Annotated in this window: 19 protein-coding genes; 8 read left to right on the forward strand and 11 right to left on the reverse strand. The window is 67.8% G+C overall.

Features of this window, described 5'->3' with window-relative positions; all coding sequences use genetic code 11:
• Positions 1-99 precede the first annotated feature (99 nt).
• Together A5753_RS13225 and A5753_RS13230 are read left to right on the forward strand one after the other, a co-directional pair.
• Positions 100-1023: a class I SAM-dependent methyltransferase gene (locus A5753_RS13225; protein ID WP_067128321.1), complete on the forward strand. Its 924-nt coding sequence runs from the start codon at positions 100-102 to the stop codon at positions 1021-1023.
• 15 nt (positions 1024-1038) lie between these two features.
• Positions 1039-2220 carry a CoA transferase gene (locus A5753_RS13230; protein WP_067128324.1) on the forward strand — a complete coding sequence of 394 codons (1182 nt, stop codon included), beginning with the start codon at positions 1039-1041 and terminating at the stop codon, positions 2218-2220.
• A gap of 5 nt (positions 2221-2225) precedes the next feature.
• Here A5753_RS13230 and A5753_RS13235 read toward each other — a convergent pair whose 3' ends face one another.
• On the reverse strand, positions 2226-4202 hold the full coding sequence (locus A5753_RS13235) for a serine/threonine-protein kinase PknD (protein WP_067128326.1): 1977 nt from the start codon (positions 4200-4202) through the stop codon (positions 2226-2228).
• Positions 4203-4223: 21 nt separating this feature from the next.
• Entirely contained in the window at positions 4224-5324 is a 1101-nt protein-coding gene (gene pstS / locus A5753_RS13240; RefSeq protein ID WP_067128329.1) for a phosphate ABC transporter substrate-binding protein PstS, read from the reverse strand.
• A 187-nt stretch (positions 5325-5511) separates the two neighbouring features.
• Between pstS (A5753_RS13240) and A5753_RS13245 the strand changes: the two genes are divergently transcribed.
• From A5753_RS13245 to pstA, 5 genes are read left to right on the forward strand one after another with little or no spacing between them, the layout of a single operon-like run.
• Positions 5512-6294, forward strand: a complete 783-nt coding sequence (locus A5753_RS13245; RefSeq protein ID WP_067128521.1) for an ATP-binding cassette domain-containing protein — start codon at positions 5512-5514, stop codon at positions 6292-6294.
• 30 nt (positions 6295-6324) lie between these two features.
• Complete coding sequence (gene pstS / locus A5753_RS13250; RefSeq protein WP_067128332.1) at positions 6325-7449, forward strand: phosphate ABC transporter substrate-binding protein PstS; 1125 nt, start codon at positions 6325-6327, stop codon at positions 7447-7449.
• Positions 7450-7507: 58 nt separating this feature from the next.
• On the forward strand, positions 7508-8623 hold the full coding sequence (gene pstS / locus A5753_RS13255; protein WP_082971300.1) for a phosphate ABC transporter substrate-binding protein PstS: 1116 nt from the start codon (positions 7508-7510) through the stop codon (positions 8621-8623).
• 19 nt (positions 8624-8642) lie between these two features.
• A complete protein-coding gene (gene pstC, locus A5753_RS13260) occupies positions 8643-9668 on the forward strand; it encodes a phosphate ABC transporter permease subunit PstC (RefSeq protein ID WP_067128524.1) in 1026 nt (341 codons plus the stop codon).
• A gap of 1 nt (position 9669) precedes the next feature.
• Positions 9670-10518 carry a phosphate ABC transporter permease PstA gene (gene pstA, locus A5753_RS13265; protein WP_067128338.1) on the forward strand — a complete coding sequence of 283 codons (849 nt, stop codon included), beginning with the start codon at positions 9670-9672 and terminating at the stop codon, positions 10516-10518.
• A gap of 6 nt (positions 10519-10524) precedes the next feature.
• Here pstA and A5753_RS13270 read toward each other — a convergent pair whose 3' ends face one another.
• The 6 genes from A5753_RS13270 to A5753_RS13295 form a co-directional block, all read right to left on the reverse strand.
• Positions 10525-10974, reverse strand: coding sequence for a response regulator (locus A5753_RS13270; RefSeq protein ID WP_067098765.1), 450 nt, complete (start codon positions 10972-10974; stop codon positions 10525-10527).
• Positions 10971-12500 (reverse strand): CHASE3 domain-containing protein, encoded by a 1530-nt coding sequence (locus A5753_RS13275; RefSeq protein ID WP_156656088.1) that lies wholly within the window; start codon positions 12498-12500, stop codon positions 10971-10973. Before A5753_RS13275 ends, A5753_RS13270 begins: the two co-directional genes overlap by 4 nt.
• Before the next feature lie 68 nt (positions 12501-12568).
• Positions 12569-13759, reverse strand: a complete 1191-nt coding sequence (locus A5753_RS13280; RefSeq protein ID WP_067128345.1) for a PP2C family protein-serine/threonine phosphatase — start codon at positions 13757-13759, stop codon at positions 12569-12571.
• A gap of 199 nt (positions 13760-13958) precedes the next feature.
• Positions 13959-15128, reverse strand: coding sequence for an acyl-CoA dehydrogenase (locus tag A5753_RS13285; protein WP_067128348.1), 1170 nt, complete (start codon positions 15126-15128; stop codon positions 13959-13961).
• A gap of 82 nt (positions 15129-15210) precedes the next feature.
• On the reverse strand, positions 15211-15732 hold the full coding sequence (purE, locus tag A5753_RS13290; protein WP_067128351.1) for a 5-(carboxyamino)imidazole ribonucleotide mutase: 522 nt from the start codon (positions 15730-15732) through the stop codon (positions 15211-15213).
• Positions 15729-17033 carry a 5-(carboxyamino)imidazole ribonucleotide synthase gene (locus A5753_RS13295; RefSeq protein ID WP_369829313.1) on the reverse strand — a complete coding sequence of 435 codons (1305 nt, stop codon included), beginning with the start codon at positions 17031-17033 and terminating at the stop codon, positions 15729-15731. Before A5753_RS13295 ends, purE begins: the two co-directional genes overlap by 4 nt.
• Before the next feature lie 110 nt (positions 17034-17143).
• Here A5753_RS13295 and A5753_RS13300 point away from each other — a divergent pair, with 110 nt between their 5' ends.
• Positions 17144-17803: a GtrA family protein gene (locus A5753_RS13300; protein WP_067128357.1), complete on the forward strand. Its 660-nt coding sequence runs from the start codon at positions 17144-17146 to the stop codon at positions 17801-17803.
• On the opposite strand, the gene A5753_RS13305 is transcribed toward A5753_RS13300, so the two are convergent.
• The 3 genes from A5753_RS13305 to A5753_RS13315 all read right to left on the reverse strand — a co-directional run bounded on the left by A5753_RS13305 (position 17758) and on the right by A5753_RS13315 (position 20787).
• On the reverse strand, positions 17758-18276 hold the full coding sequence (locus A5753_RS13305) for a PH domain-containing protein (RefSeq protein ID WP_067128527.1): 519 nt from the start codon (positions 18274-18276) through the stop codon (positions 17758-17760). The two genes, A5753_RS13300 and A5753_RS13305, sit on opposite strands and share 46 nt — an antisense overlap.
• Before the next feature lie 121 nt (positions 18277-18397).
• A complete protein-coding gene (locus A5753_RS13310; protein ID WP_067128360.1) occupies positions 18398-19222 on the reverse strand; it encodes a biotin--[acetyl-CoA-carboxylase] ligase in 825 nt (274 codons plus the stop codon).
• A gap of 17 nt (positions 19223-19239) precedes the next feature.
• Positions 19240-20787, reverse strand: a complete 1548-nt coding sequence (locus tag A5753_RS13315) for an FAD-binding protein (protein WP_067128363.1) — start codon at positions 20785-20787, stop codon at positions 19240-19242.
• Between the last annotated feature and the right edge of the window lie 2 nt (positions 20788-20789).

The raw sequence follows: 20789 nt of genomic DNA on the forward strand, positions 1-20789 counted from the left end.
GCCGCGATCGTCGCGAACGAACTGTGTCGCACCTCGCGCCGGGGGCCCCGGCGCTGGTCGTTATTGTGGCTAACCAGTAGATCGGAAGGGATTTGCTCGATGGCGCGCAGCGACGACGACACCTGGGACCTGGCGACCAGCGTGGGAGCGACCGCCACGATGGTGGCCGCCGGACGGGCCCGGGCCACCCTGGACGGGCTGATCGACGATCGGTTCGCCGAGCCCCTGGTGCGCGCCGTCGGCGTCGACTTCATGACGCGGTGGGCCGCCGGCGAAGTGGACTCCGCCGACGTTGACGAGCCGGACGCCGCGTGGGGCATGCAACGCATGACCGACATGCTGGCCGCCCGCACTCGGTACATCGACGCGTTCTTCGCCGAGGCGGGCGCCCAACAAGACCCAGCCATCGATCAGGTGGTCATCCTGGCCTCCGGCCTGGACGCGCGCGCCTACCGGTTGCCGTGGGCACCGGGCACCATCGTGTTCGAGATCGACCAGCCGCAGGTGCTGGAGTTCAAGGCCGCCACCATCGCCGAGCTTGACGCGCAGCCCACCGCCGAGGTGCGAAACGTTCCGATCGACCTGCGCCACGACTGGCCGTCGGCGCTGCGGGACGCCGGCTTCGACACCGGGCGCCCCGCCGCCTGGGCGGCCGAGGGACTGGTCGGCTTCCTGCCACCCGAGGCTCAGGATCGGTTGCTGGACAACATCACCGCCCTATCCGCCGACGGCAGCCAGTTGGTGGCCGAGGTGTTCGCGAACACGGGGGTCAGCGGCGACGCGCTGAACGCCGCGAGCGAGAAGTGGCGGCGCAACGGCCTCGACATCGCCCTGGGCGAACTGGGTTTCCCCGGCGAGCGCAACGACGTGGCCACCTACTTGCAGCAGCGGGGCTGGCAGCCGGTCCGCACCCCGCTGAACCAGATGCTGGCCAACAACGGCCTGCCGCTGCAGTCGACGGAGCCCGACGCGCCCTTCGCGCAGAACTATTACTGCACCGCGGTGTTGCACAGGGCAGGTTAAAGGAAGGCAAACGCGATGCCAAACAGCAAGCCCGCCATGCCACTTGACGGATTCAGGGTGCTCGACTTCACCCAGAACATCGCCGGGCCGATGGCCGGACAGGTGCTGGCCGATCTGGGTGCCGAAGTCATCAAGATCGAGGCGCCCATCGGCGAGGCGGCCCGGCACATCACCGCGGTACTGCCCGGGCGCCCGCCGCTGGCCACCCTGTTCCTCCCCCACAACCGGGGCAAGAAGTCGGTGATGGCCGACCTGCGCAGCGACGAGGCCAAGCAGCAGATCCTGGGGCTGGTCGATACGGCCGACGTTGTGCTGGAAGGGTTTCGGCCCGGGGTGATGGAACGCATGGGCCTGGGTCCCGACGAGCTGCAATCACGCAATCCCAAGCTCATCTACGCGCGTCTTTCCGCGTACGGCGGCAACGGCCCGCAGGGCAGCCGGCCGGGGGTCGACCTGATGGTCGCCGCCGAGTCGGGCATGACCACCGGGATGCCCACGCCGACCGGCAAACCCCAGATCATCCCGTTCCAACTCGTCGACGCCGCCAGCGGTCACGTGCTGGCCCAGGCGGTGCTGGCCGCGCTGCTCAACCGTGAACGCCACGGGGTCGCCGACGTCGTGCGGGTCGCCATGTATGACGTCGCGGTCAGCCTGCAGGCCAGTCAGCTGACCATTCACCTGAACAAACCGAGCGACGTCGTTAAGCCCGACGCCGCACCAAAGCCTAAGCGGCGCAAGGGTGTTGGGTTCGCCACTCAGCCGTCGGACGCCTTCAAGGCCGCTGACGGCTACCTGGTGATCAGCGCCTATGTGCCCAAGCACTGGGACAAGCTGTGCGAGATCATCGGCCGGCCCGACATGCGCGACGACGAGCGGTTCGTCGACCAGCGCGCGCGGGCGCTCAACTATCCCGAACTGACCGAGGAACTCGAGAAGGCCCTGGCCGCAAAGACCGCGGACGAATGGGTCCGGCTGCTACAGGAGGGCGGCCTGATGGCCTGCCACGCCTACACCTGGAAGCAAGTGGTCGGCACCGCGCTGTTCGCCGAGAACGAACTGGCCCTGCCGGTCGGCGAGGGCGCGGATGAGGTCACGGTAATCCGCACTCCGGCACGCTATTCCAGCTTCGACGCGGCGGCCGCCGAACCCCCGCCCGCCCTCGGCCAGCACACCGAGGAGTACCTGGGCGCGTTGTAGCCCCCTCACGGCGTCAGCTTGACCACCCGGTCGTTGCCGCGGTCGGCGACGTAGACGTTCTGGTCCTTATCGACAGTCACCGCCAAGGGGGTGTTGAGTCCGGTGAACGGCACGACCGTCCCGGTGGTTGCGCCCTGAGGGTATTTGACGACGTCGTTCTTGTCGTGCTCGGTGACGTACACGGTGCCGCTGTTGTCCACGGCGATCCCCCACGGCACGGACAGGTCGTGAAATGGCAACTCCGACGCGGTATTCGACGCAGCGTCGAGTTTGACCACCCTGTTGTTGTCGGTGTCCGCGACGTAGACGTTGCCCGCGGGATCGACGGCCACCCCGTCCGGGTTCTTGAGTCCGTTGAAAGGCAGCACGGTCTGGGTCTTGGATCCCGCCGCCAGCTTCACCACCCTGCTGTTGCCGCGGTCGGCGACATACACGGCGCCCTGGCTGTCGACCGCGACGCCCTCCGGATAGCTCAGGCCGCTGAACGGCAGCTCCTTCTGGCTGTTGGAACCGGCGGCCATGCTGACCACCCGGTTGTTGAAATCGGCGACGTACACGGTGCCCGCGCCGTCGACGGCCAAGCCCTGCGGCTCGTAGAGCCCGTTGAACGGCAGCACCGTCGTGGCGTCCGAACCGGTCGTCAGCTTCACCGCACGGCCATACATGCCTTCGCTGGTCACGTAGACGTTGCCGGCGCTGTCCAGCGCCACCCCGCCCGGAGACAAGCGGAAGTCAATGCCCTTGAACGGCAACAGATTTTGACCGCTCGCCTGTTTCGACGGCCCAGAGGATTCGGTGGACAGGTAGCCGACGACCGCCACGACGAAAGCGACCAGCGCGACCAGAGCGATGGCGCCGACGATGATCCACTGTCTACGTTTGTTGTCGTTCGCGGGACGCCCGAAGTCCGTGCCCGGTCCATAAATGCGACCGGAACTCGTTGGGGCGGCACGGATCAGCGAGGGTCTAGAGCCGGAGCGGTCGATCCTGTTCACACCCCCGGATGGCCACGGACCCGCCACGGTGTCGGCACCCGGCGACGGGGCGAACGAATGCGGCCCGCGCGCCGGAGCGTTTGCGGCGGCGCCCAGGGCCGCGCTCTGTCCCTCGCGCAGAATGTTGGTGGCCTTCCGCTGCTCGGATGTGGTCAGCGCGTCATGGGCGGCGGCGGCGAATTCGCCTGCGGTGCGATAGCGATCCTCGGGACGTTTGGCCATGCCCTTGGCGATCACGTCATCGAGGGCGGGCGGACACACGCCGGGGCGCAACTGGCTGGGCGAGGGGGCCGTCTTCGTCAAATGCGCGGCGACCAGCCGTTCGATGGTATCGGCCCGGTACGGCGGTGAGCCGGTCAGGCACTCGCTCAAAACACATGCGAGCGAATAGATGTCGACGCTGTGGGTGACTTTGTCGTCGGTGAAGCGTTCCGGGGCCATGTAGTAATACGTTCCGATCGCGGTCCCAACCTGGGTCAGGCCCGGATCCGTCGCGGCCTGCGCGATGCCGAAGTCCGCCAGGTAAGCGAAGTCGCTGGGGGTGACCAGGATGTTCCCCGGGGTGACGTCGCGGTGCATCACCCCGGCGGCGTGCGCCGCGTCGAGTGCGGAGGCGACCTGACGGATGATGGCGATCGCCCGCGGTGGGGCCAACGGCCCGTCCCGGTGCAACAGCGTGCCGAGATCGACGCCGTCGACAAGACGCATGTCCACGTAGAAGCGCCCGTCGAACTCGCCGTAGTCGTGGATCGGCACCACATGCGGTTCGGTCAGCCGTCCCGCGATGTCGGCCTCGCGCTGCAGGCGCGCGCGGAACTCCGAGTTGCCGGTGAACTGCTGCGAGATCAGTTTCAGGGCCACCATGCGGCGCTTGCGGGTGTCCTCGGCCTCGTATACCTCGCCCATGCCGCCCTGACGCAGAAGTCGCACCAGCCGGTAGGGGCCGAACCAGGACCCGACCAGTGAGGCCGGCGCGCTATCGCTCACCCTCGAGCCTCCTTCGTATCGTCAGGAAATCGCATTGACCGCGCTCGACAGCTTCGTCGTGAACGAGCTGGGCAGCGGGATGGAACCGTACTGCTCCAAACCGTCCTGGCCCGGACCGATCGCCGCCTGCATGAACGCCTTCACCGCCTTGCCCGTGGCCGCGTCGGGGTATTTCGAGCACACGATTTCATAGGTCGCGAGCACGATCGGGTACGCGCCGGACTGGGTCGGCTTGTAGAACGACGAGGTGTCCAGCACCAGGTCGTTGCCCTGCCCGCTGAAGGTGGCCCCGGCGATCGTCTTCTCGACGGAGTCCTTGGTGATGGCCACCGCGTCCGGGCCCGCCGACGTGATGATCGACGCCATGCTCAGCTGCTTGCCCACGGCGAAGGACCACTCGTTGTAGGTGATCGATCCCTCGGTGTTCTGCAGCAGCGCGGACGTGCCATTGTTCCCGCTGGCACCCTGCCCGACGCCACCGTTGAACGTCTCGCTGCCGCCCTTGCCCCAGGCGCCGTCGGACGCACCATCGAGGTACTTCTGAAAATTCGCAGTGGTACCGGATTTGTCGCTGCGGAAGATGACCGTGATGGGCGTCGAGGGCAGGTTGAGGCCCGAGTTGACCGCCTTTAGCGCCGGGTCGTCCCACTTGGTGATGGCCCCGTTGAAGATCTTCGCGACGGTCGGCCCATCCAATTTCAGCCCGTTCACCCCACTGAGGTGGTAGGTGACCGCGATCGGTCCGAACACGGTGGGCAGGTCCCAGGCCGGCGAACCGCACCGCTGCGCCGCCCGGTCGTTCTGGCCCGTGGAGGGGTCCAGCGGGACATCGGAACCGGCGAGGTCGGTCTGGTTGTTGACGAATTCCGTCACGCCGGCGCCGGACCCGTTCGCGTTGTAATCCAGCGTGTAGCCGGGGCACGCGCGAACGTAGGCGTAGACGAATTGTTCGATCGCGTTCTGCTGCGCTGTCGAGCCGCTGTCCTTCAACACCTTCTTGCCACCGCAGTCCACCGACGGCGCCTTGGCGCCGGACGAGTTCGACTCGCCGCCACACCCTGCCAGCGCCAGGGCGGTGACGGCCACCAGGCCCAGTGCGACACCAGATCGAGCGAACCTCACGAAACTCCTTCGATCGTCAACAAAATTTAACCAATCGCGAATATACAAACCCTTGACAAACAATAAGAGGTTAATGAGCGGTGAACGCGTGCCGCGCGCAAACACGTAGCATCGGTTGTCAATGCGTCGCAAAGAACGAATACCTGCCGCAGTTGCGGCTCCTGCCGCCGACGATGGCGGCCAACCGCTGCGCGCGGTCGACCTGACCCTGGGATTCGGCCCCAAGACAGTCCTCGAGCAGGTCAGCCTCGACTTCCCGGCCCGTTCCGTCACCACCCTGCTGGGCCCGACCGGCTCGGGCAAAACCACCTTCCTGCGCACCCTGAACCGGATGAACGACAAGGTCTCCGGATTCCGGCACAGCGGTGATGTGCTGTTGGGCGGACGCACCATCTTCGCCGACCGCGACCTGATGGAGTTTCGCCGCAGCGTCGGCATGCTGTTCCAGCGTCCCAATCCGTTCCCGATGTCGATCATGGACAACGTGGTGGCCGGCGTGCGCGCTCACAAAATGGTGCCGCGCAGGGAGTTCAAAAACGTCGCCGAGGCCCGGCTCACCGAGGTCGGCCTCTGGGATGCGGTCAGGGATCGGCTCGGTGATTCACCATTCCGGCTCTCCGGTGGCCAGCAGCAGCTGTTGTGCCTGGCCCGCGCCCTTGCCGTCAACCCGGAGGTGCTGTTGCTCGACGAGCCCACCTCCTCGCTGGACCCGACCACAACCGAAAAGATCGAGGGGCTCATCCGATCACTCGCCGACCGGCTGACCGTGATCATGGTCACGCACGACCTCGCGCAGGCCGCCCGCACCGGCGACCGGACAGCCTTCTTTTTCGAGGGAAGGCTGGTCGAGGAGGGGCCGACCAAGCAGTTGTTCCTATCGCCGAAGCACGAGGAGACCGTCCGCTACTTCGCGCCGTTCCGGCCGGCCGAGGGCTCCTCGCACCCGGCCGGGGTCGCGGACAGTCACTAGAGGGACCGCCGGACAAGAGGAAGCGAGGACGTGAAGATTCGTCTGGGTACGCTGCTTGGCCTGGTGGCCATTGGGCCGCCGGCCCTGGGGATCGCAGCCTGCGGTTCGCAGGCCACAGGTGGTGCGGCGAGTACCGGGCCGACCGCCCGCAGCGTCGCGACGGCACCGGCCACATCCACGATGGAGCTCTCGGAGACCGGCAGCACGCTGCTCTACCCGCTGTTCAGTGAGTGGGGCGCCGCCTATCGGGCGAAGTACCCGAACGTCACCGTCACCACCCAGGGCAGCGGCTCTGGCGCCGGGATCTCCCAGGTCGCGGCCGGGGCGGTCATCATCGGCGCTTCCGACGCCTACCTGTCCGAGGGCGACATGACCGCGCACAAGGGATTGATGAACATCGCGCTGACGATTTCGGCGCAGCAGGTCAACTACAACCTGCCCGGTGTCCATCAGCACCTCAAGCTCAACGGCAAGGTACTGGCCGCCATGTATCGGGGCGCCATCAAAACCTGGAACGACCCGCAGGTCGCCGGCATCAACCCCGGCCTGCAGCTCCCGGACACCCCGGTGGTTCCGCTGCACCGCTCCGACGGGTCCGGTAGCACGTTTCAGTTCACCCAGTACCTGTCCAAGCAGGACCCCGATGGTTGGGGCCGCTCGCCCGGTTTCGGCACTACCGTCGCCTTCCCGGCGGTGCCCGGCGCGCTGGGCGAAAACGGCGACGGTGCCATGGTGACCGGCTGCGCCGCGAACCCCGGCTGTGTGGCCTACACCAGCATCGGGTCGCTCGACGAGGCCGACCAGCACGGGCTGGGCGAGGCCAAGCTGGGCAACGCCTCCGGCAAATACCTGCTGCCCAAGGCCAAGAGCATTGCGGCCGCCGCCGCCGGCTCCGCCTCGAAAACCCCGGCGAACCAGGCGATCTCGCTGATCAACGGCCCGGCCGCGGACGGCTACCCGATCGTCAACTACGAGTACGCCATCGTCAACAGCGGGCAGAAGGACGCCGCCACCGCCCAGACCCTGCAGGCGTTCCTGCACTGGGCGATCACCGACGGCAACAACGCCTCGTTCCTGGACAAGGTCCACTTCCAACCGCTGCCGGCCGAGGTGGCGAAGTCCTCGGACGCCCAGATCGCCAAGATCAGCGGATGAGCACAGAAATACAAGGGACACAAAGGAAAAGGAAAAGGAGAAGACCGTGAAAGTTCGTATGAGCAGGTTGCTGGCTGCGGCGGCGACCGCACCCCTGGTGTTGGCCGCGGCTGCGTGTGGTTCGAACTCGCAGAACGGCGCGCCGAGTCAGGGTGGCGGCGGCGGCCCGGTCGCGACGACACCGGCGTCATCGCCGGTGACGCTGTCAGAGACCGGCAGCACGCTGCTGTACCCGTTGTTCAACCTGTGGGGCCCCGCCTACCACGACAAGTACAACAACGTCACGATCACCACCCAGGGCACCGGCTCGGGGACCGGGATCTCCCAGGCGGGGGCCGGGGCGGTCGCCATCGGCGCCTCCGACGCCTACCTGTCCGAGGGCGACATGGCCGCGCACAAGGGGCTGATGAACATCGCGCTGGCGATCTCGGCGCAGCAGATCAACTACAACCTGCCCGGTGTCACCGAACACATCAAGCTCAACGGCAAGGTGCTGGCCGCCATGTACAACGGCACCGTCAAAACCTGGAACGATCCGCAGATCGCCGGGCTGAACCCCGGCGTGAATCTGCCCGCCACGCCGGTGGTTCCGCTGCACCGCTCCGACGGCTCCGGTGACACCTTCCTGTTCACCCAGTACCTGTCCAAGCAGGACCCCGACGGCTGGGGGAAGTCACCCGGTTTCGGCACCACCGTCGCCTTCCCGACGGTGCCCGGCGCGCTGGGCGAGAACGGCAACGGCGGCATGGTGACCGGCTGCGCCGACACCCCGGGCTGCGTGGCCTACATCGGCATCAGCTTCCTCGACCAGGCCCAGCAGAAGGGGCTCGGCGAGGCGCAGCTGGCCAACGCCTCCGACAAGTACCTGCTGCCCGACGCCAAGAGCATTGCGGCCGCGGCGTCCGGCTTCGCCTCGAAAACCCCGGCGAATCAGGCGATCTCGCTGATCAACGGCCTGGCCGCGGACGGCTACCCGATCGTCAACTACGAGTACGCCATCGTCAACACGGGGCAGAAGGACGCCGCCACCGCCCAGACCCTGCAGGCGTTCCTGCACTGGGCGATCACCGACGGCAACAACGCCTCGTTCCTGGACAAGGTTCACTTCCAGCCGCTGCCGGCCGAGGTGGTGAAGTCCTCGGACGCCCAGATCGCCAAGATCAGCGGCCAGTAAGGATTCGGTGACCGACGTGATGGGGGGCGCGCTGCGGCGGATCCGCGGCGTGCGCCGCCCGGGCCTGGCCATCCGCTCCCTGGGTGCCGTGGGCGCGGTGGTTCCGCTGCTCGCGCTGGTGTTCGTGCTCGCAACCCTGCTGCTCGAGGCGCTGCCCGCGATCAGGGTCAACGGGCTGCACTTCTTCACCGGCACCGACTGGAACCCCGGCAACACGTATGGCGACGCCGTCGTCACCCGTGGCGTCCGACATCCGGTCGGCGCCTACTACGGCGCGCTGCCGCTGATCGTCGGGACCCTGGCGACCTCGGCGATCGCCCTGATCATCGGGGTGCCGGTGTCGATCGGGGCGGCGCTGGTGATCGTGGAGCGGTTGCCGAAGCGTCTCGCGTCGGCCATCGGCATGGTGCTCGAACTGCTCGCCGGCATTCCCAGCGTCATCGTCGGCCTGTGGGGCGCGATGACGTTCGGGCCGTTCATCGCCCACTACGTGGCTCCGGTGATCGCCCGCAACGCCCCCGACGTGCCGGTGCTGAGCTACTTCCGCGGCAATACCGGCAACGGCGAGGGCTTGTTGGTGTCCGGCCTGGTGCTGGCGGTGATGGTCATTCCCATCATCGCCAGCACCACCCGTGACCTGATCCGCCAGGTGCCGTTGTTGCCGCGCGAGGGTGCCGTCGCACTGGGAATGACCGACTGGGAGTGCGCGCGGCGGGTCACCCTGCCGTGGGTGTCGAGCGGCATCGTCGGCGCCGTCGTGCTCGGGCTCGGGCGCGCGTTGGGCGAGACGATGGCCGTCGCCATGGTGTCCGGCGCGGTGTTGGGCGCGATGCCCGCCAACATCTACGCGACGATGACCACCATCGCCGCCACCGTTGTGTCGCAGCTGGATTCGGCGATGACCGACTTCACCGACTTCGCGGTGAAGACCCTGGCCGAGGTCTCCCTGGTGCTGATGGTGATCACGTTGCTGACCAACATCGCGGCCCGCGCGATGGTGCGGCGGGTGTCGGGCACGGCACTGCCGGTGGGGCGGGGAGTCTGACGTGGTCGGTACCCGGCGCAAGGTCGTCAACGCGCTGTTCTGGGTCGCGTGCGTGTGCTGCCTGGCGGTGGTGGTCGTGCCGACACTGTGGATGCTGATCGAGGTCGTCGGGCGCGCGTTACCGGTCTTCAAATGGAGTGTGTTGACCGAAAACACCCGCGGCAACGGTGGCGGGCTGCGCAACGCCATCGCCGGGACCGTCGTCGTCGGCGTCGGCGTCATGCTGGTCGGCGGCACCGTCAGCGTGTTGACCGGCATCTATCTCTCCGAATTCGCCGGTGGCAGAACGCGTTCCATTCTGCGCGGCGCCTACGAAATCCTGGCCGGCATCCCGTCGATCGTGCTCGGATACGTCGGCTATCTGGCGCTGGTGGTGAAGTTCGGCTGGGGGTTTTCCCTGGCGGCCGGGGTGCTGACGCTCTCGGCAATGAGCATTCCGTACATCGCCAAGGCCACCGAATCCGCGCTTGCCCAGGTGCCCACGTCCTACCGGGAAGGGGCGGAGGCGCTCGGGCTGCCGCTCGGTTGGACGCTGCGCAAGATCGTGCTCAAGTCGGCCATCCCGGGAATCGTCACGGGCCTGCTGGTGGCGCTCGCGCTGGCGGTCGGCGAGACGGCGCCGATGTTGTACACGGCGGGCTGGTCGAATTCGGTCCCGAGCGGAAAGCTCACCGACTCACCGGTCGGCTATCTGACCTACCCGATCTGGACGTTCTACAACCTGCCCTCGAGGGCGGCTCGCGACCTGTCCTACGACGCGGCGTTCCTGCTGATCGTGTTCGTGCTGCTGCTGATCCTCCTCGGGCGCCTGATCACCTGGTTCGCGCGGCGGCACTCGGAGTCGCAGTGACCCCGGCTAGGCGCCGTTGCCCGGCAACCGCACGACCTGGACGAAGAACTCGTCGATCTGCCGGACGGCCTTCATGAATTGGTCCAGGTCAACGGGTTTGGTGACGTAGGCGTTGGCGTGCAACTTGTAGCTCTTGAGGATGTCCTCCTCCGCCGAGGAGGTGGTGAGCACCACGACCGGGATGCGCGCCAGGTCGGGGTCGGACTTGACCTTCTCCAGTAGCTGGCGGCCATCGTATTTGGGCAGATTCAGGTCGAGCAGGATCAGGTCGGGCCGCGGCGCGTCGGCGAACTCGCCGCGCCGGTAAAGGTAATTGAGGCCTTCCTCCCCGTCATGGGCGACGTGGAGCCTGTTCTTGAGCTTGTTGTGCTCGAACGCTTCTCGCGTGATGAGCTCGTCGCCCGGGTCGTCCTCGACGAGCAGGATGTCGATTGCTCTGCCTTCCGGCGTGGTCATTGATGCGCTCCTTCCAAAGCAACCGAGTCTGCTTCGTCGACGGGTTCGGGCATGGGAAGGGTGAATTCGAATCGGGTCCCCTCGGTGTAGGACGTGTCGATCCGGACGGTGCCGCCGTGATGCTCGATGATCTTCTTGACCAGTGCCAGGCCTACTCCGGTGCCGGCGTACACATCCCGGCCGTGCAGCCGCTGGAAGATCACGAAGACCTTGTCGGAGAATTCCTCCGGGATGCCGATGCCATTGTCGGCCACACTCAGCAGCCATTCGCGGTCATGGATGCCGGTCCCGGGCGCGCATTCGATGACGATGCGGGGCCGACGGTCCTTGTGCCGGAACTTGATTGCGTTGCCGATCAAGTTCTGCCACAGCATCGTCAACAGCATGGGATCCCCGACGATCTGCGGCAGCGGCTGCGCCGGGCGGACGATTTGGGCATCCGTTTCCTCAACCGCGACGGCCAGGTTGGCCAGGCCGGCATCGAGCGTCGCGTCGAGCTGCACCTCGGTTTCGGTGGTGCCCAGCCGGCCGACCCGGGAGAAGGTGAGCAGGTCGTTGATCAGCGCCTGCATGCGCTTGGCGCCGTCGACCGCGAACCCGATGTATTCGATGCCGCGCTCGTCGAGCTTGTCGGCGTACCGGCGCTCCAGCAGCTGGCAGAACGAGGCGACCTTGCGCAGCGGCTCCTGCAGGTCATGGGAGGCGACGTAGGCGAACTGCTCGAGTTCGGTGTTGGAGCGGCGCAATTCGGCGGTCTGCTCGTCCAGCTGCTCCTGCGCCAACCGCGACGCCGCGAGTTCCTCGACGATGCGCTTGCGCATGTCCTCCACGTCGATCGCCATCTTGCGGATGTCCCTGGGCCGCCGCGGAGGCGAGATCGTCTCCTCGAAATTGCCCTCGGTTATCCGCCGGCAGGACGCGGCCAGCGCCGCGATCGGCCGGGTGATCACGGCTCGACTGAGCAGCCCCAGCACCAGGGCCGCCCCGATGACGATCAGCACCGTGCTACCCAGCACCCAATCGCGCCAGCCGTTGAACTCGTTGAGCTCGTCGATGGCCGCCGCAGAAGCCGTCGCCAGGTGGGTGTTCTGCGTGTCGAAAAGCTCACGCAGATGGTCGAATTTGACCTTGCCCATGTCGGCCGTGCCGGGGCTGAGATAGGTCGGCGTCTTGGGAGCCACGCGGGCGATCAGTGCCTCGGCATAGTTTGTCCGCCAGTCGGCGGCGGCGGCCTCCACCGCGTCCAGGTCGGCCATGAGCTCCGCGCGCCCGCCGACCAGACGCCGAACCTCGTCGGCCGCAGCCTGTTCGGCGCGCTGCCCGTCGTAATACGGCGCGAGGAACTGCCGGTCGGCGGCCATCAGGTAGCCCCGCATGCCCGTCTCCTGGTCACGCAGAGCCGCCTGCAAGCGCGCAGCGGCGACGCGCGCCGGCTGAATGTTCTGGGCCATCTGGCGCGCCACCTCGTCGGTGCGGTGCAGCAACACGGCGCCGGCCAGCGCCCCGACGAGCACCGTTACGCCCATGACCCACAGCACCAACGCCAGCCATCCCCGCACGGTGAGATCCGTGAGCCGAGACGCACGCGACGCGATCACTTGATAGTCCTTTCGATGCGCAGAACGGCGATGTCATCGGTCAGACCGCCGCGTGGCTGGGCGAGCGTCTGGGCACCGTTGATGAGCGCGTCGACGAACGCGGGGCCGGGCTGATCCGCGTGCGCGCGGGCCAGGGCAAGCAAGCCGTCCTCGCCGAGACGTTGCGTGCCCTCTCCCGAATATCCCTCGAAGAGTCCGTCGGTCAGCAAGAGCAGGGCACACCCGGTGGGCAGGTCCAGCTCCTCGGACGGCCAATCGCCGGCGTGCAGGCCCAGCGCCGGGCCACCGGCCGGCTCGTGCCATTGGACGGTTCCCCCGGCCTGCACCAACATCCCGGGATGGCCGGCGCGGATGACGCTCACCCGCGGGCTGCCGGGCGAGATCTCGAGACTGAGCACTGTCGCGAAGATTCCGGTATCGGTTCGTTCCGAATACAAGACCCGCTCGAGCTGGCGCATCCGTTCGACGCCGTGCACACCGGCGAAGGTGAGCGCGCGAAACGCGATCCGCAATGCCGCGCCCAGCGCCGCCTCGTGCGGACCGTGCCCGGCGACGTCGCCGATCAGGACGTGCACGACTCGGTCGGTCGTCTGGATGACGTCGTAGAAGTCTCCGCACAGCAACGCGTCTTCGCGGCTCGGCCGGTACCGGGCGACGATGTCGACGCCCGGGTTGTCCAGCAGCAGCGGTGAGGGCAGCAGGCCCCGTTCCAGCAACGCGTTCTCCCGGGCCCGCAACTGCGTCGCGTGCAGATCGGCGGCGATGAGTTCGGCGCGCTTGCGCTCGATGGCGTACAGCAGCGCTCGGCGCAACATCTCCGGCTCGACCCGGCCCTTGACCAGGTAGTCCTGGGCGCCGGCGGCCACCGCCGAAGCCCCGAAATACTCGTCGTTCAGTCCGGTCAGCACCACGATCGGCACGGTGGCGTCGAGGTTGGCGATGCGGTTGAGCGCGTCGATCCCGCTGGCGTCGGGCAGGTGCAGATCCAGCAGCACGCAGTCGGGCCGGGCGGACTCCAGCTCGCGTTCGGCGTGGGCCATCGACTTCGCCCACACCACCTCGATGTTGGCGACCGCGTCGGTGATCAGGTCTTCCACCAGCACCGCGTCGGCGCGGTCGTCCTCGACCAACAGCAACGACAGTGACTGCCAACTTGCCGTCGGGGTCACAGGAGCGCGCACGGGCATCAAATCCCGGCCAGCTGTGGACGGACATCAGAAGGCACGTTCTGCACTGCGGACCCCTTTGCCGCGATAAGGCCTTTTGTGACAGTGGTCGGACGTATGTCGGTGACTGTTTACCGATCGTCGGTGTGCACTTCACGCACCGAGTGCAGATCCTAAGCGGTGCGGCTCGACTCTTCGCAACAGCATCGCCGAAAAACCATCAGCGCAGCAACGCTCGCGACATCACCACGCGCTGAATCTGATTGGTGCCCTCGTAGATCTGCGTGATCTTGGCGTCACGCATCATCCGCTCGACCGGGAAGTCGGTGGTGTAGCCGGCGCCGCCGAACAATTGCACGGCCGCCTCCGTCACATCCATGGCGGTGTCGGAGGCGAAGCACTTTGCGGCCGCGGAGATGAATCCGAGGTTCGGCTCGCCGCGTTCTGCGCGGGCGGCGGCGGTGTAGACCATCAACCGGGCGGCTTCGACCTTCATCGCCATGTCGGCCAGCTCGAACTGCACACCCTGGAAGTCCGAGATCGACTTGCCGAACTGCTTGCGCTCCTTGGTGTAGGCGACGGCGGCGTCCACGGCGCCCTGCGCGAGGCCAACCGCCTGCGCGCCGACGGTCGGGCGGGTGTGGTCGAGGGTCTGCAGTGCGGTCTTGAACCCGGTGCCGGGTTCGCCGATGATCCGGTCGCCCGGGATGCGGCAGTTCTCGAAGTACAACTCCGTGGTCGGTGAGCCCTTGATGCCCATCTTCTTTTCCTTCGGGCCGAAGGAAAAGCCCTCGTCGTCTTTGTGCACCATGAACGCCGAGATGCCGTTGGCGCCTTTGTCCGGATCGGTCACCGCCATCACGGTGTACCAGGTCGACTTGCCGCCGTTGGTGATCCAGCACTTGGTGCCGTTGAGAATCCAGTCATCCCCGTCGGCCCTGGCCTTGGTCCGCATCGACGCCGCGTCGCTACCGGCTTCGCGCTCGCTCAATGCGTAGGAGGCCATCGCCCCGTCCTTGGCCAGTGCCGGCAACACCTGCTTTTTCAGCTCCTCCGAGCCCTGCAGGATCAGGCCCATGGTGCCCAGCTTGTTGACGGCGGGGATCAGCGAAGCGGATCCGTCGACGCGCGCGACCTCTTCGATCACGATGCACGCGGCGACCGAGTCCGCGCCCTGACCGCCGTATTCCTCGGGAATGTGGACCGCGTTAAAGCCCGACGCGTTCAGCGCGTCCAGGGCCTCCTGCGGGAATCGGGAATTCTCGTCTACATCGGCGGCGTGCGGGGCGATCTCCTTCTCCGCCAGTGCCCGAATCGCCGCGCGCAGTTCGATGTGTTCCTCGGGCAGTTCGAACAAATCAAAGGTGGGGTCTCCGGCCCACTGAGCCATGTCGGCCTCCTTGCACTCTGCTGGATACGCCCGACTTTCCCCGCAAGCGGGGGGACCCCCACCGTGGGCCATTGGCGCCGAGCTACTGGCCAGTAACCTTACCCTGACGCTGCTGCAGCGCCTCATCCTTGGCCCGCACGCTCCGCGCCAGCTGGTCCTGGAAGTCGACGATCCGCGCCCGCAGCGCCGGGTCCGACGAGCCGAGGATGCGCACGGCGAGCAGGCCCGCGTTGCGGGCGCCCCCGATGGAGACCGTGGCCACCGGGACCCCGGCGGGCATCTGCACGATCGACAGCAACGAGTCCAGGCCGTCGAGGCGCGCCAGCGGCACCGGCACCCCGATGACCGGCAGCGGCGTCGCGGACGCGACCATGCCGGGCAGGTGCGCGGCTCCCCCGGCGCCGGCGATGATCACCTCGATGCCCCGCCCGGCCGCCTCACGCGCGTAATCGAACATCACCTGCGGGGTTCGGTGCGCCGAGACGACCCGGACCTCGGCCGGCACGTCGAACTCGGCCAACGCCGTCGCGGCGTCGGCCATCACCGACCAGTCACTGTCGCTGCCCATGATCACCCCGACGCGAGGCGCTCTAGTCATGGTCATTTATGCCGCTTCTCCTCATCGCTGCGCTCTGCATCGTCGCCGGCATGCGGATCCCATCCGTCCGTCCACTGCGCGTGTGACAACCAGTGTGCCGCCAGCTCGGCGCGTTCCCGCAGCTTCCCCACGCTTTCCTGGTCCGCCGGGCCGGAGCCGACGAAGTTGATGTGCCCGACCTTGCGGCCGGGACGTTCCTGTTTGCCGTAGAGGTGGACGCGCGCGTGGGGCATCCGTGCGAACAGGTGATGCAGCCGCTCGTCGACGCTCATCTTCGGGGTTTCGGGCGCGCCCAGCACGTTGGCCATCACGGTCACCGGCGCGAGGGCGTCGGTATCGCCGAGCGGGTAGTCCAGTACCGCGCGCAGGTGCTGCTCGAACTGGCTGGTGCGCGATCCGTCCATGGTCCAGTGCCCGGAGTTGTGCGGCCGCATCGCCAGCTCGTTGACCAGCAGTTCGCCGTCGACCGTCTCGAAAAGCTCGACGGCGAGCACCCCGACCACGCCGAGCTCGGCCGCCAACCGCAACGCCAGCTGTTGTGCGGCGGCGGCCCGTTCGGCGGGCAGCTCCGGCGCGGGCGCGACCACCTGCACGCAGATCCCGTCTTTCTGCACCGTCTCGACGACGGGCCACGCCGCGCCCTGGCCGAACGGTGACCGGGCCACCAGGGCCGACAGTTCGCGGCGCAGGTTCACCTGCTCCTCGGCCATCAGCGGCACATCGTCGGCCAGGAAGGCCTCGGCGATCTCACGGGCGTGTGCCGGGTCGCGCGCCATCCGCACCCCGCGCCCGTCGTAGCCGCCGCGGATCGCCTTGACGACCACGGGGCCGGCTATGCGTCGCGCGAAGGCATCAAGTTCGTCGACGCCCCGGGTCTCGGCATAGCGGGGTACCGGGACGCCGAGGGCCTCGAGCCGGCGGCGCATCACGAGCTTGTCCTGCGCGTGCACCAGTGCTTGTGGCGGCGGCGCCACGTTGACGCCCTCGGCGACCAGCTTCTCCAGCAGTTCGTTGGGCACGTGTTCGTGGTCGAAGGTCAGCACGTCGGCGCCCGCGGCCACCCCGCGAAGGTCGTCGAGATCGGTGTGCGAACCGATGACGACGTCGCGGGCGACCAGCGCGGCCGGCTCGTCGGCGGCAGTGGCCAGTACCCTCAGCGTCTGGCCCAGGGCGATCGCGGCTTGGTGGGTCATCCGGGCGAGCTGACCGCCACCGACCATTGCGACCACGGGGACGCCGCGCGGGGCGGCGCGGGGAGCTGCGGTGGGGGCTGCGCCCGCTGGGCGTGTAGTCGGCACGGCCATCATGGTGTCACGGCGAAACAAACCGGCGCCAAAGGCATGTTGACCGGCGCTGACACCGAATTGTTATGTACGATTTTGCGTCGAATTTGTGTCCGTCCGTAGACTGACGTGTTGTGTCCTTCGCCGAAGCCACGATCGCGCGTCTACCTAGGGTTATGCAGCCCTATTTGCAACGCCACCACGAACTGATCAAATTCGCCATCGTCGGCGGAACCACATTCGTCATCGATTCGGCGATTTTCTATACGCTGAAGCTGACAATTCTGGAACCGAAACCGGTGACCGCAAAGGTGATTGCGGGCATTGTCGCGGTCATCGCGTCTTATGTGCTGAACCGGGAATGGAGCTTCCGCAATCGCGGCGGGCGCGAGCGCCACCACGAGGCGCTGTTGTTCTTCGCGTTCAGCGGCGTCGGGGTGCTGCTGTCCATGGCTCCGCTGTGGTTCTCCAGCTACGTGTTGCAGCTGCGCGAGCCAACGGTGTCGCTGGCGGTGGAGAACGTCGCAGACTTCATCTCGGCGTACATCATCGGGAACTTGCTGCAGATGGCGTTCCGGTTCTGGGCGTTCCGCCGCTGGGTGTTTCCCGATCAGTTTGCGCGCGACCCCGAGAAGGCGCTGGAATCCGCGCTTACCGCCGGCGGTATCGCCGAGATCTTCGAGGACGAGATCGAGGGCGGCAACGTCACGCTGCTGCGCTCCTGGCGCAACCGCGCCGGCCGGCTGGGTCAGCTGGGCGATTCCTCGGATCCCAGGGTGTCGAAGACTTCGTGATACAGCAGCGCGTGCACCTCGCGCAGCCGCGGAATGTCGTAGAACTCCAACGGATCTTGTGACGCCGATTCGATGATCAGCGTCCCCGTGCGGAACATGCGCTCGGTGATCCGGTCGCGGAATTCGACGCTGTTGATCCGGGCCAGCGGGATGTCGATGCCGGTGCGGGTGAGCACGCCGTGCCGGAACATCACCCGCCGGTTGGTCACCACGAAATGGGTGGTCAGCCAGCTCAGGAACGGCCACAACGTCAGCCAGCCCACGATCACCAGCCAGATCCCCCAGATGACGCCGTAGATGATGTTTTTGGCGAGTTGCTCCCAGTGCGTCGAGTTGAGGTATCCGGAGCCGAATGCGGCCAGCCCGGTCACCCCGATGAGAACCAGCACCGGCCAGATCAACCGCTTCCAGTGCGGGTGGCGGTGCACGATGACGTGTTCGCCGGCGGCCAGAACGTTATCCGGGTAGCCCATGCCCGCCGACATTAGCTGGGCAACGCGACGATTCGCGGCTAACTAGGCCGATGGTGGCGACCCGTCCCCCGCAAGCGGGAGGTACCCCCAGCACCCGGCTCCGCCGCGCTTGCGATCGCCACTAGCGCAAATGCACCACGTCGCCGGCCGCGACGACGACGGTCTGCCCGCCGCTTTCCAGGCAGAGCCTGCCCTGGTCATCGATGGCGCTCGCGGTGCCGTCTACCTGCTTGCCGCCGGGCAGGTGCGCGCGGACCCGGTTGCCGATGGTCAGGCTGCGCGCCCGGTAGTCGGCGGCCAGCGCCCAGTCGGCCCCGCGCGCGGCGCGCCAGGCCACGATCCGCCGGCCCAGCTCCCGCAGCAGGGCCGACACCAGCCGGGTGCGGTCGGGCGCGGCGACGCCCAGGTCGAGCAGCGACGTCGCGTCGGGGCCGTCGATCTCCTCGGCGGACTGAGTCACGTTGAGCCCCAGGCCGATAACGACGACGGGCTTCGCCACCTCGGCGAGGATCCCGGCCAGCTTGCCCGGCGAACCCGGCGGGCCGGCCAGCACGTCGTTGGGCCATTTGAGACCCGCTCGCGCCCCGGTGCCCGCCAGCAGCGGCGTCACGGTGTCGACCACCGCCACCCCGGTGGCCAGCGGCAGCCAGCCCCATCCGGTGGTCGGGACGTCGACGACGCTGACCCCGACCGACATGGTGATCTGGGCCCGCGGCGTGGCGGACCAGCCTCGGCCGTGCCGGCCCCGCCCGGCGGTCTGGTGCTCGGCGATCAGCACGGCACCGGCGACGTCGTCGCCCGACGCCGCCCGCGCCAGCAGGTCCGCGTTGGTGGAGCCGGTCTGCTCGACGACCTCGAGCTTGCGCCAGCCCAGCCCGGTGCCGATCAACTCGGCGCGCAATGCGCTCTCGTCCAACGGTGCTCGAAGCTGATCTCGTTCTGTCACCGCACCCAGCCTAGAACTCAGGGCCGACGGTCGCGCATGTCCAGCACGGCCAAATGACTGAACAGCATGCTGGTTCCGATCGGGTTGCCCCCGCCGGGATAGGCCGTGCCGCTGGGTGCGGCCATGGTGTTACCCGCCGCGTACAGGCCGGGGATCGGGTTGCCGCAACGGTCGAGCACCCGCGCCGCGCTGTCGGTGCGCAGGCCGCCCTTGGTGCCCAGATCGGAGATGCCGAACGCGGCGGCGTGATACGGCGGTGAGTCGATGGGCACCAGCGGCGACGCTCCGGCGGAGAACGCGCGGTCGAACGCCTCGTCGCCGCGGCCGAAGTCTTCGTCGACGCCTGCGGCAGCAAAGGCGTTGAACCGGGCCACCGTTGCCGCCAACCGCTTGCCCGGAATGCCGATCTTGGCGGCGAGCTCCTCCAGCGTGTCCGCGGTGTGCCACAGGCCCGCGGCGACGTACTTCTCGGTCTCGACGATGCTGACGTTGGCCGCCTTGACCGGCGGCACCTCGCCCTCGGAGTCGTCGTAGATCATCCAGTACGGCAACGTGAGCGACCCGTCGCGCAGCTGCGCGATGATCTCGCGGCCGGCCCGGTCGTAGGCCCGCGACTCGTTGACGAACCGGTTGCCGTCCTGGTTGACGAAGATGCCGCCGGTGAACCACAGCGCGAAGGCGGACCGGCCGTCGGGATGCGTCATGCCCGGCGACCACCAGGCCTGGTCGAGCAGGTCGGTGTCGGCGCCCGCGGCGATGCCGGCCTGCAGCGCCAGGCCGCGACTCCCCGGACCGCCCATGGTGTCTCGCGACGTTCCCGGCACGCCGTAGCGCCGCCGCAGCTCCTCGTTGGCTTCGAAGCCGCCGGCGGCCAGCAGCACTCCGCGGCGGGCGCGGATGGCGCGGCGCTGCCCGGCGGTCTCGACGATCGCGCCGGTGACCCGGCCGTCGGAACCGACCAGCTCGACCAGGGCGGTGTCGCGGCGCAGCGACGCCCTCGGGTACTGCCCGATGGCCTTGAGGAACCGGGCGATCAGGGCGCGACCCCCGACGTAGTAGTCCGAGGGGGGTTCGGTGCCGAGCCGGTCGGTGTCCAGCGGCCCGCGGATCGCCTCGCGGAATTCGGGGGCGGCGGCCACTTTCAGGGGCTTGGCCGCGATGTGGCGCTGGCCGTCCAGCCGCGCCTTGGGCGCCTTGCCGTAGTAGTCGGGCCAGGGCAGCGGCACGAACTTCAGGTTCGGGTCGGCTTCCAGGTACTCGATCAGCGGCGCGCCGCCACGGACGTAGGTCTCCTGTAGCTCGGGCGGGGTTCGGTCGCCGACCACGGCGCGGTAGTAGGTGAGCGCGTCCTCGATGGTGTCGTCGGTTCCGGCGCGGACCAGAACGGGATTGCACGGGAACCAGACGCCGCCCCCGCCGGAATACGCGGTGGTGCCACCGAATTTCGAGGTCACCTCGACCAGCAGCACGTCGAGGCCTTCGCGCGCCGCGGTGTACGCACCGGTCAGGCCGCCGCCGCCCGATCCCGCGATCAGCACGTCGCATTCGGCCGCCCAATCGACCATCG

This window comes from Mycobacterium sp. 852002-51971_SCH5477799-a (assembly GCF_001667145.1).
Classification (GTDB): domain Bacteria; phylum Actinomycetota; class Actinomycetes; order Mycobacteriales; family Mycobacteriaceae; genus Mycobacterium.

Coding starts and splice junctions, on each gene's coding strand:
- A5753_RS13230 (WP_067128324.1), top strand. CDS start 1,039: ATGCCAAACAGCAAGCCCGCCATGCCACTTGACGGATTCAGGGTGCTC.
- A5753_RS13315 (WP_067128363.1), bottom strand. CDS start 20,787: ATGGTCGATTGGGCGGCCGAATGCGACGTGCTGATCGCGGGATCGGGC.
- A5753_RS13305 (WP_067128527.1), bottom strand. CDS start 18,276: ATGGGCTACCCGGATAACGTTCTGGCCGCCGGCGAACACGTCATCGTG.
- A5753_RS13270 (WP_067098765.1), bottom strand. CDS start 10,974: ATGACCACGCCGGAAGGCAGAGCAATCGACATCCTGCTCGTCGAGGAC.
- A5753_RS13280 (WP_067128345.1), bottom strand. CDS start 13,759: ATGCCCGTGCGCGCTCCTGTGACCCCGACGGCAAGTTGGCAGTCACTG.
- purE (WP_067128351.1), bottom strand. CDS start 15,732: ATGACCATGACTAGAGCGCCTCGCGTCGGGGTGATCATGGGCAGCGAC.
- A5753_RS13275 (WP_156656088.1), bottom strand. CDS start 12,500: ATGGGCGTAACGGTGCTCGTCGGGGCGCTGGCCGGCGCCGTGTTGCTG.
- A5753_RS13285 (WP_067128348.1), bottom strand. CDS start 15,128: ATGGCTCAGTGGGCCGGAGACCCCACCTTTGATTTGTTCGAACTGCCC.
- pstS (WP_082971300.1), top strand. CDS start 7,508: ATGAGCAGGTTGCTGGCTGCGGCGGCGACCGCACCCCTGGTGTTGGCC.
- A5753_RS13225 (WP_067128321.1), top strand. CDS start 100: ATGGCGCGCAGCGACGACGACACCTGGGACCTGGCGACCAGCGTGGGA.
- pstC (WP_067128524.1), top strand. CDS start 8,643: ATGGGGGGCGCGCTGCGGCGGATCCGCGGCGTGCGCCGCCCGGGCCTG.
- A5753_RS13295 (WP_369829313.1), bottom strand. CDS start 17,033: ATGATGGCCGTGCCGACTACACGCCCAGCGGGCGCAGCCCCCACCGCA.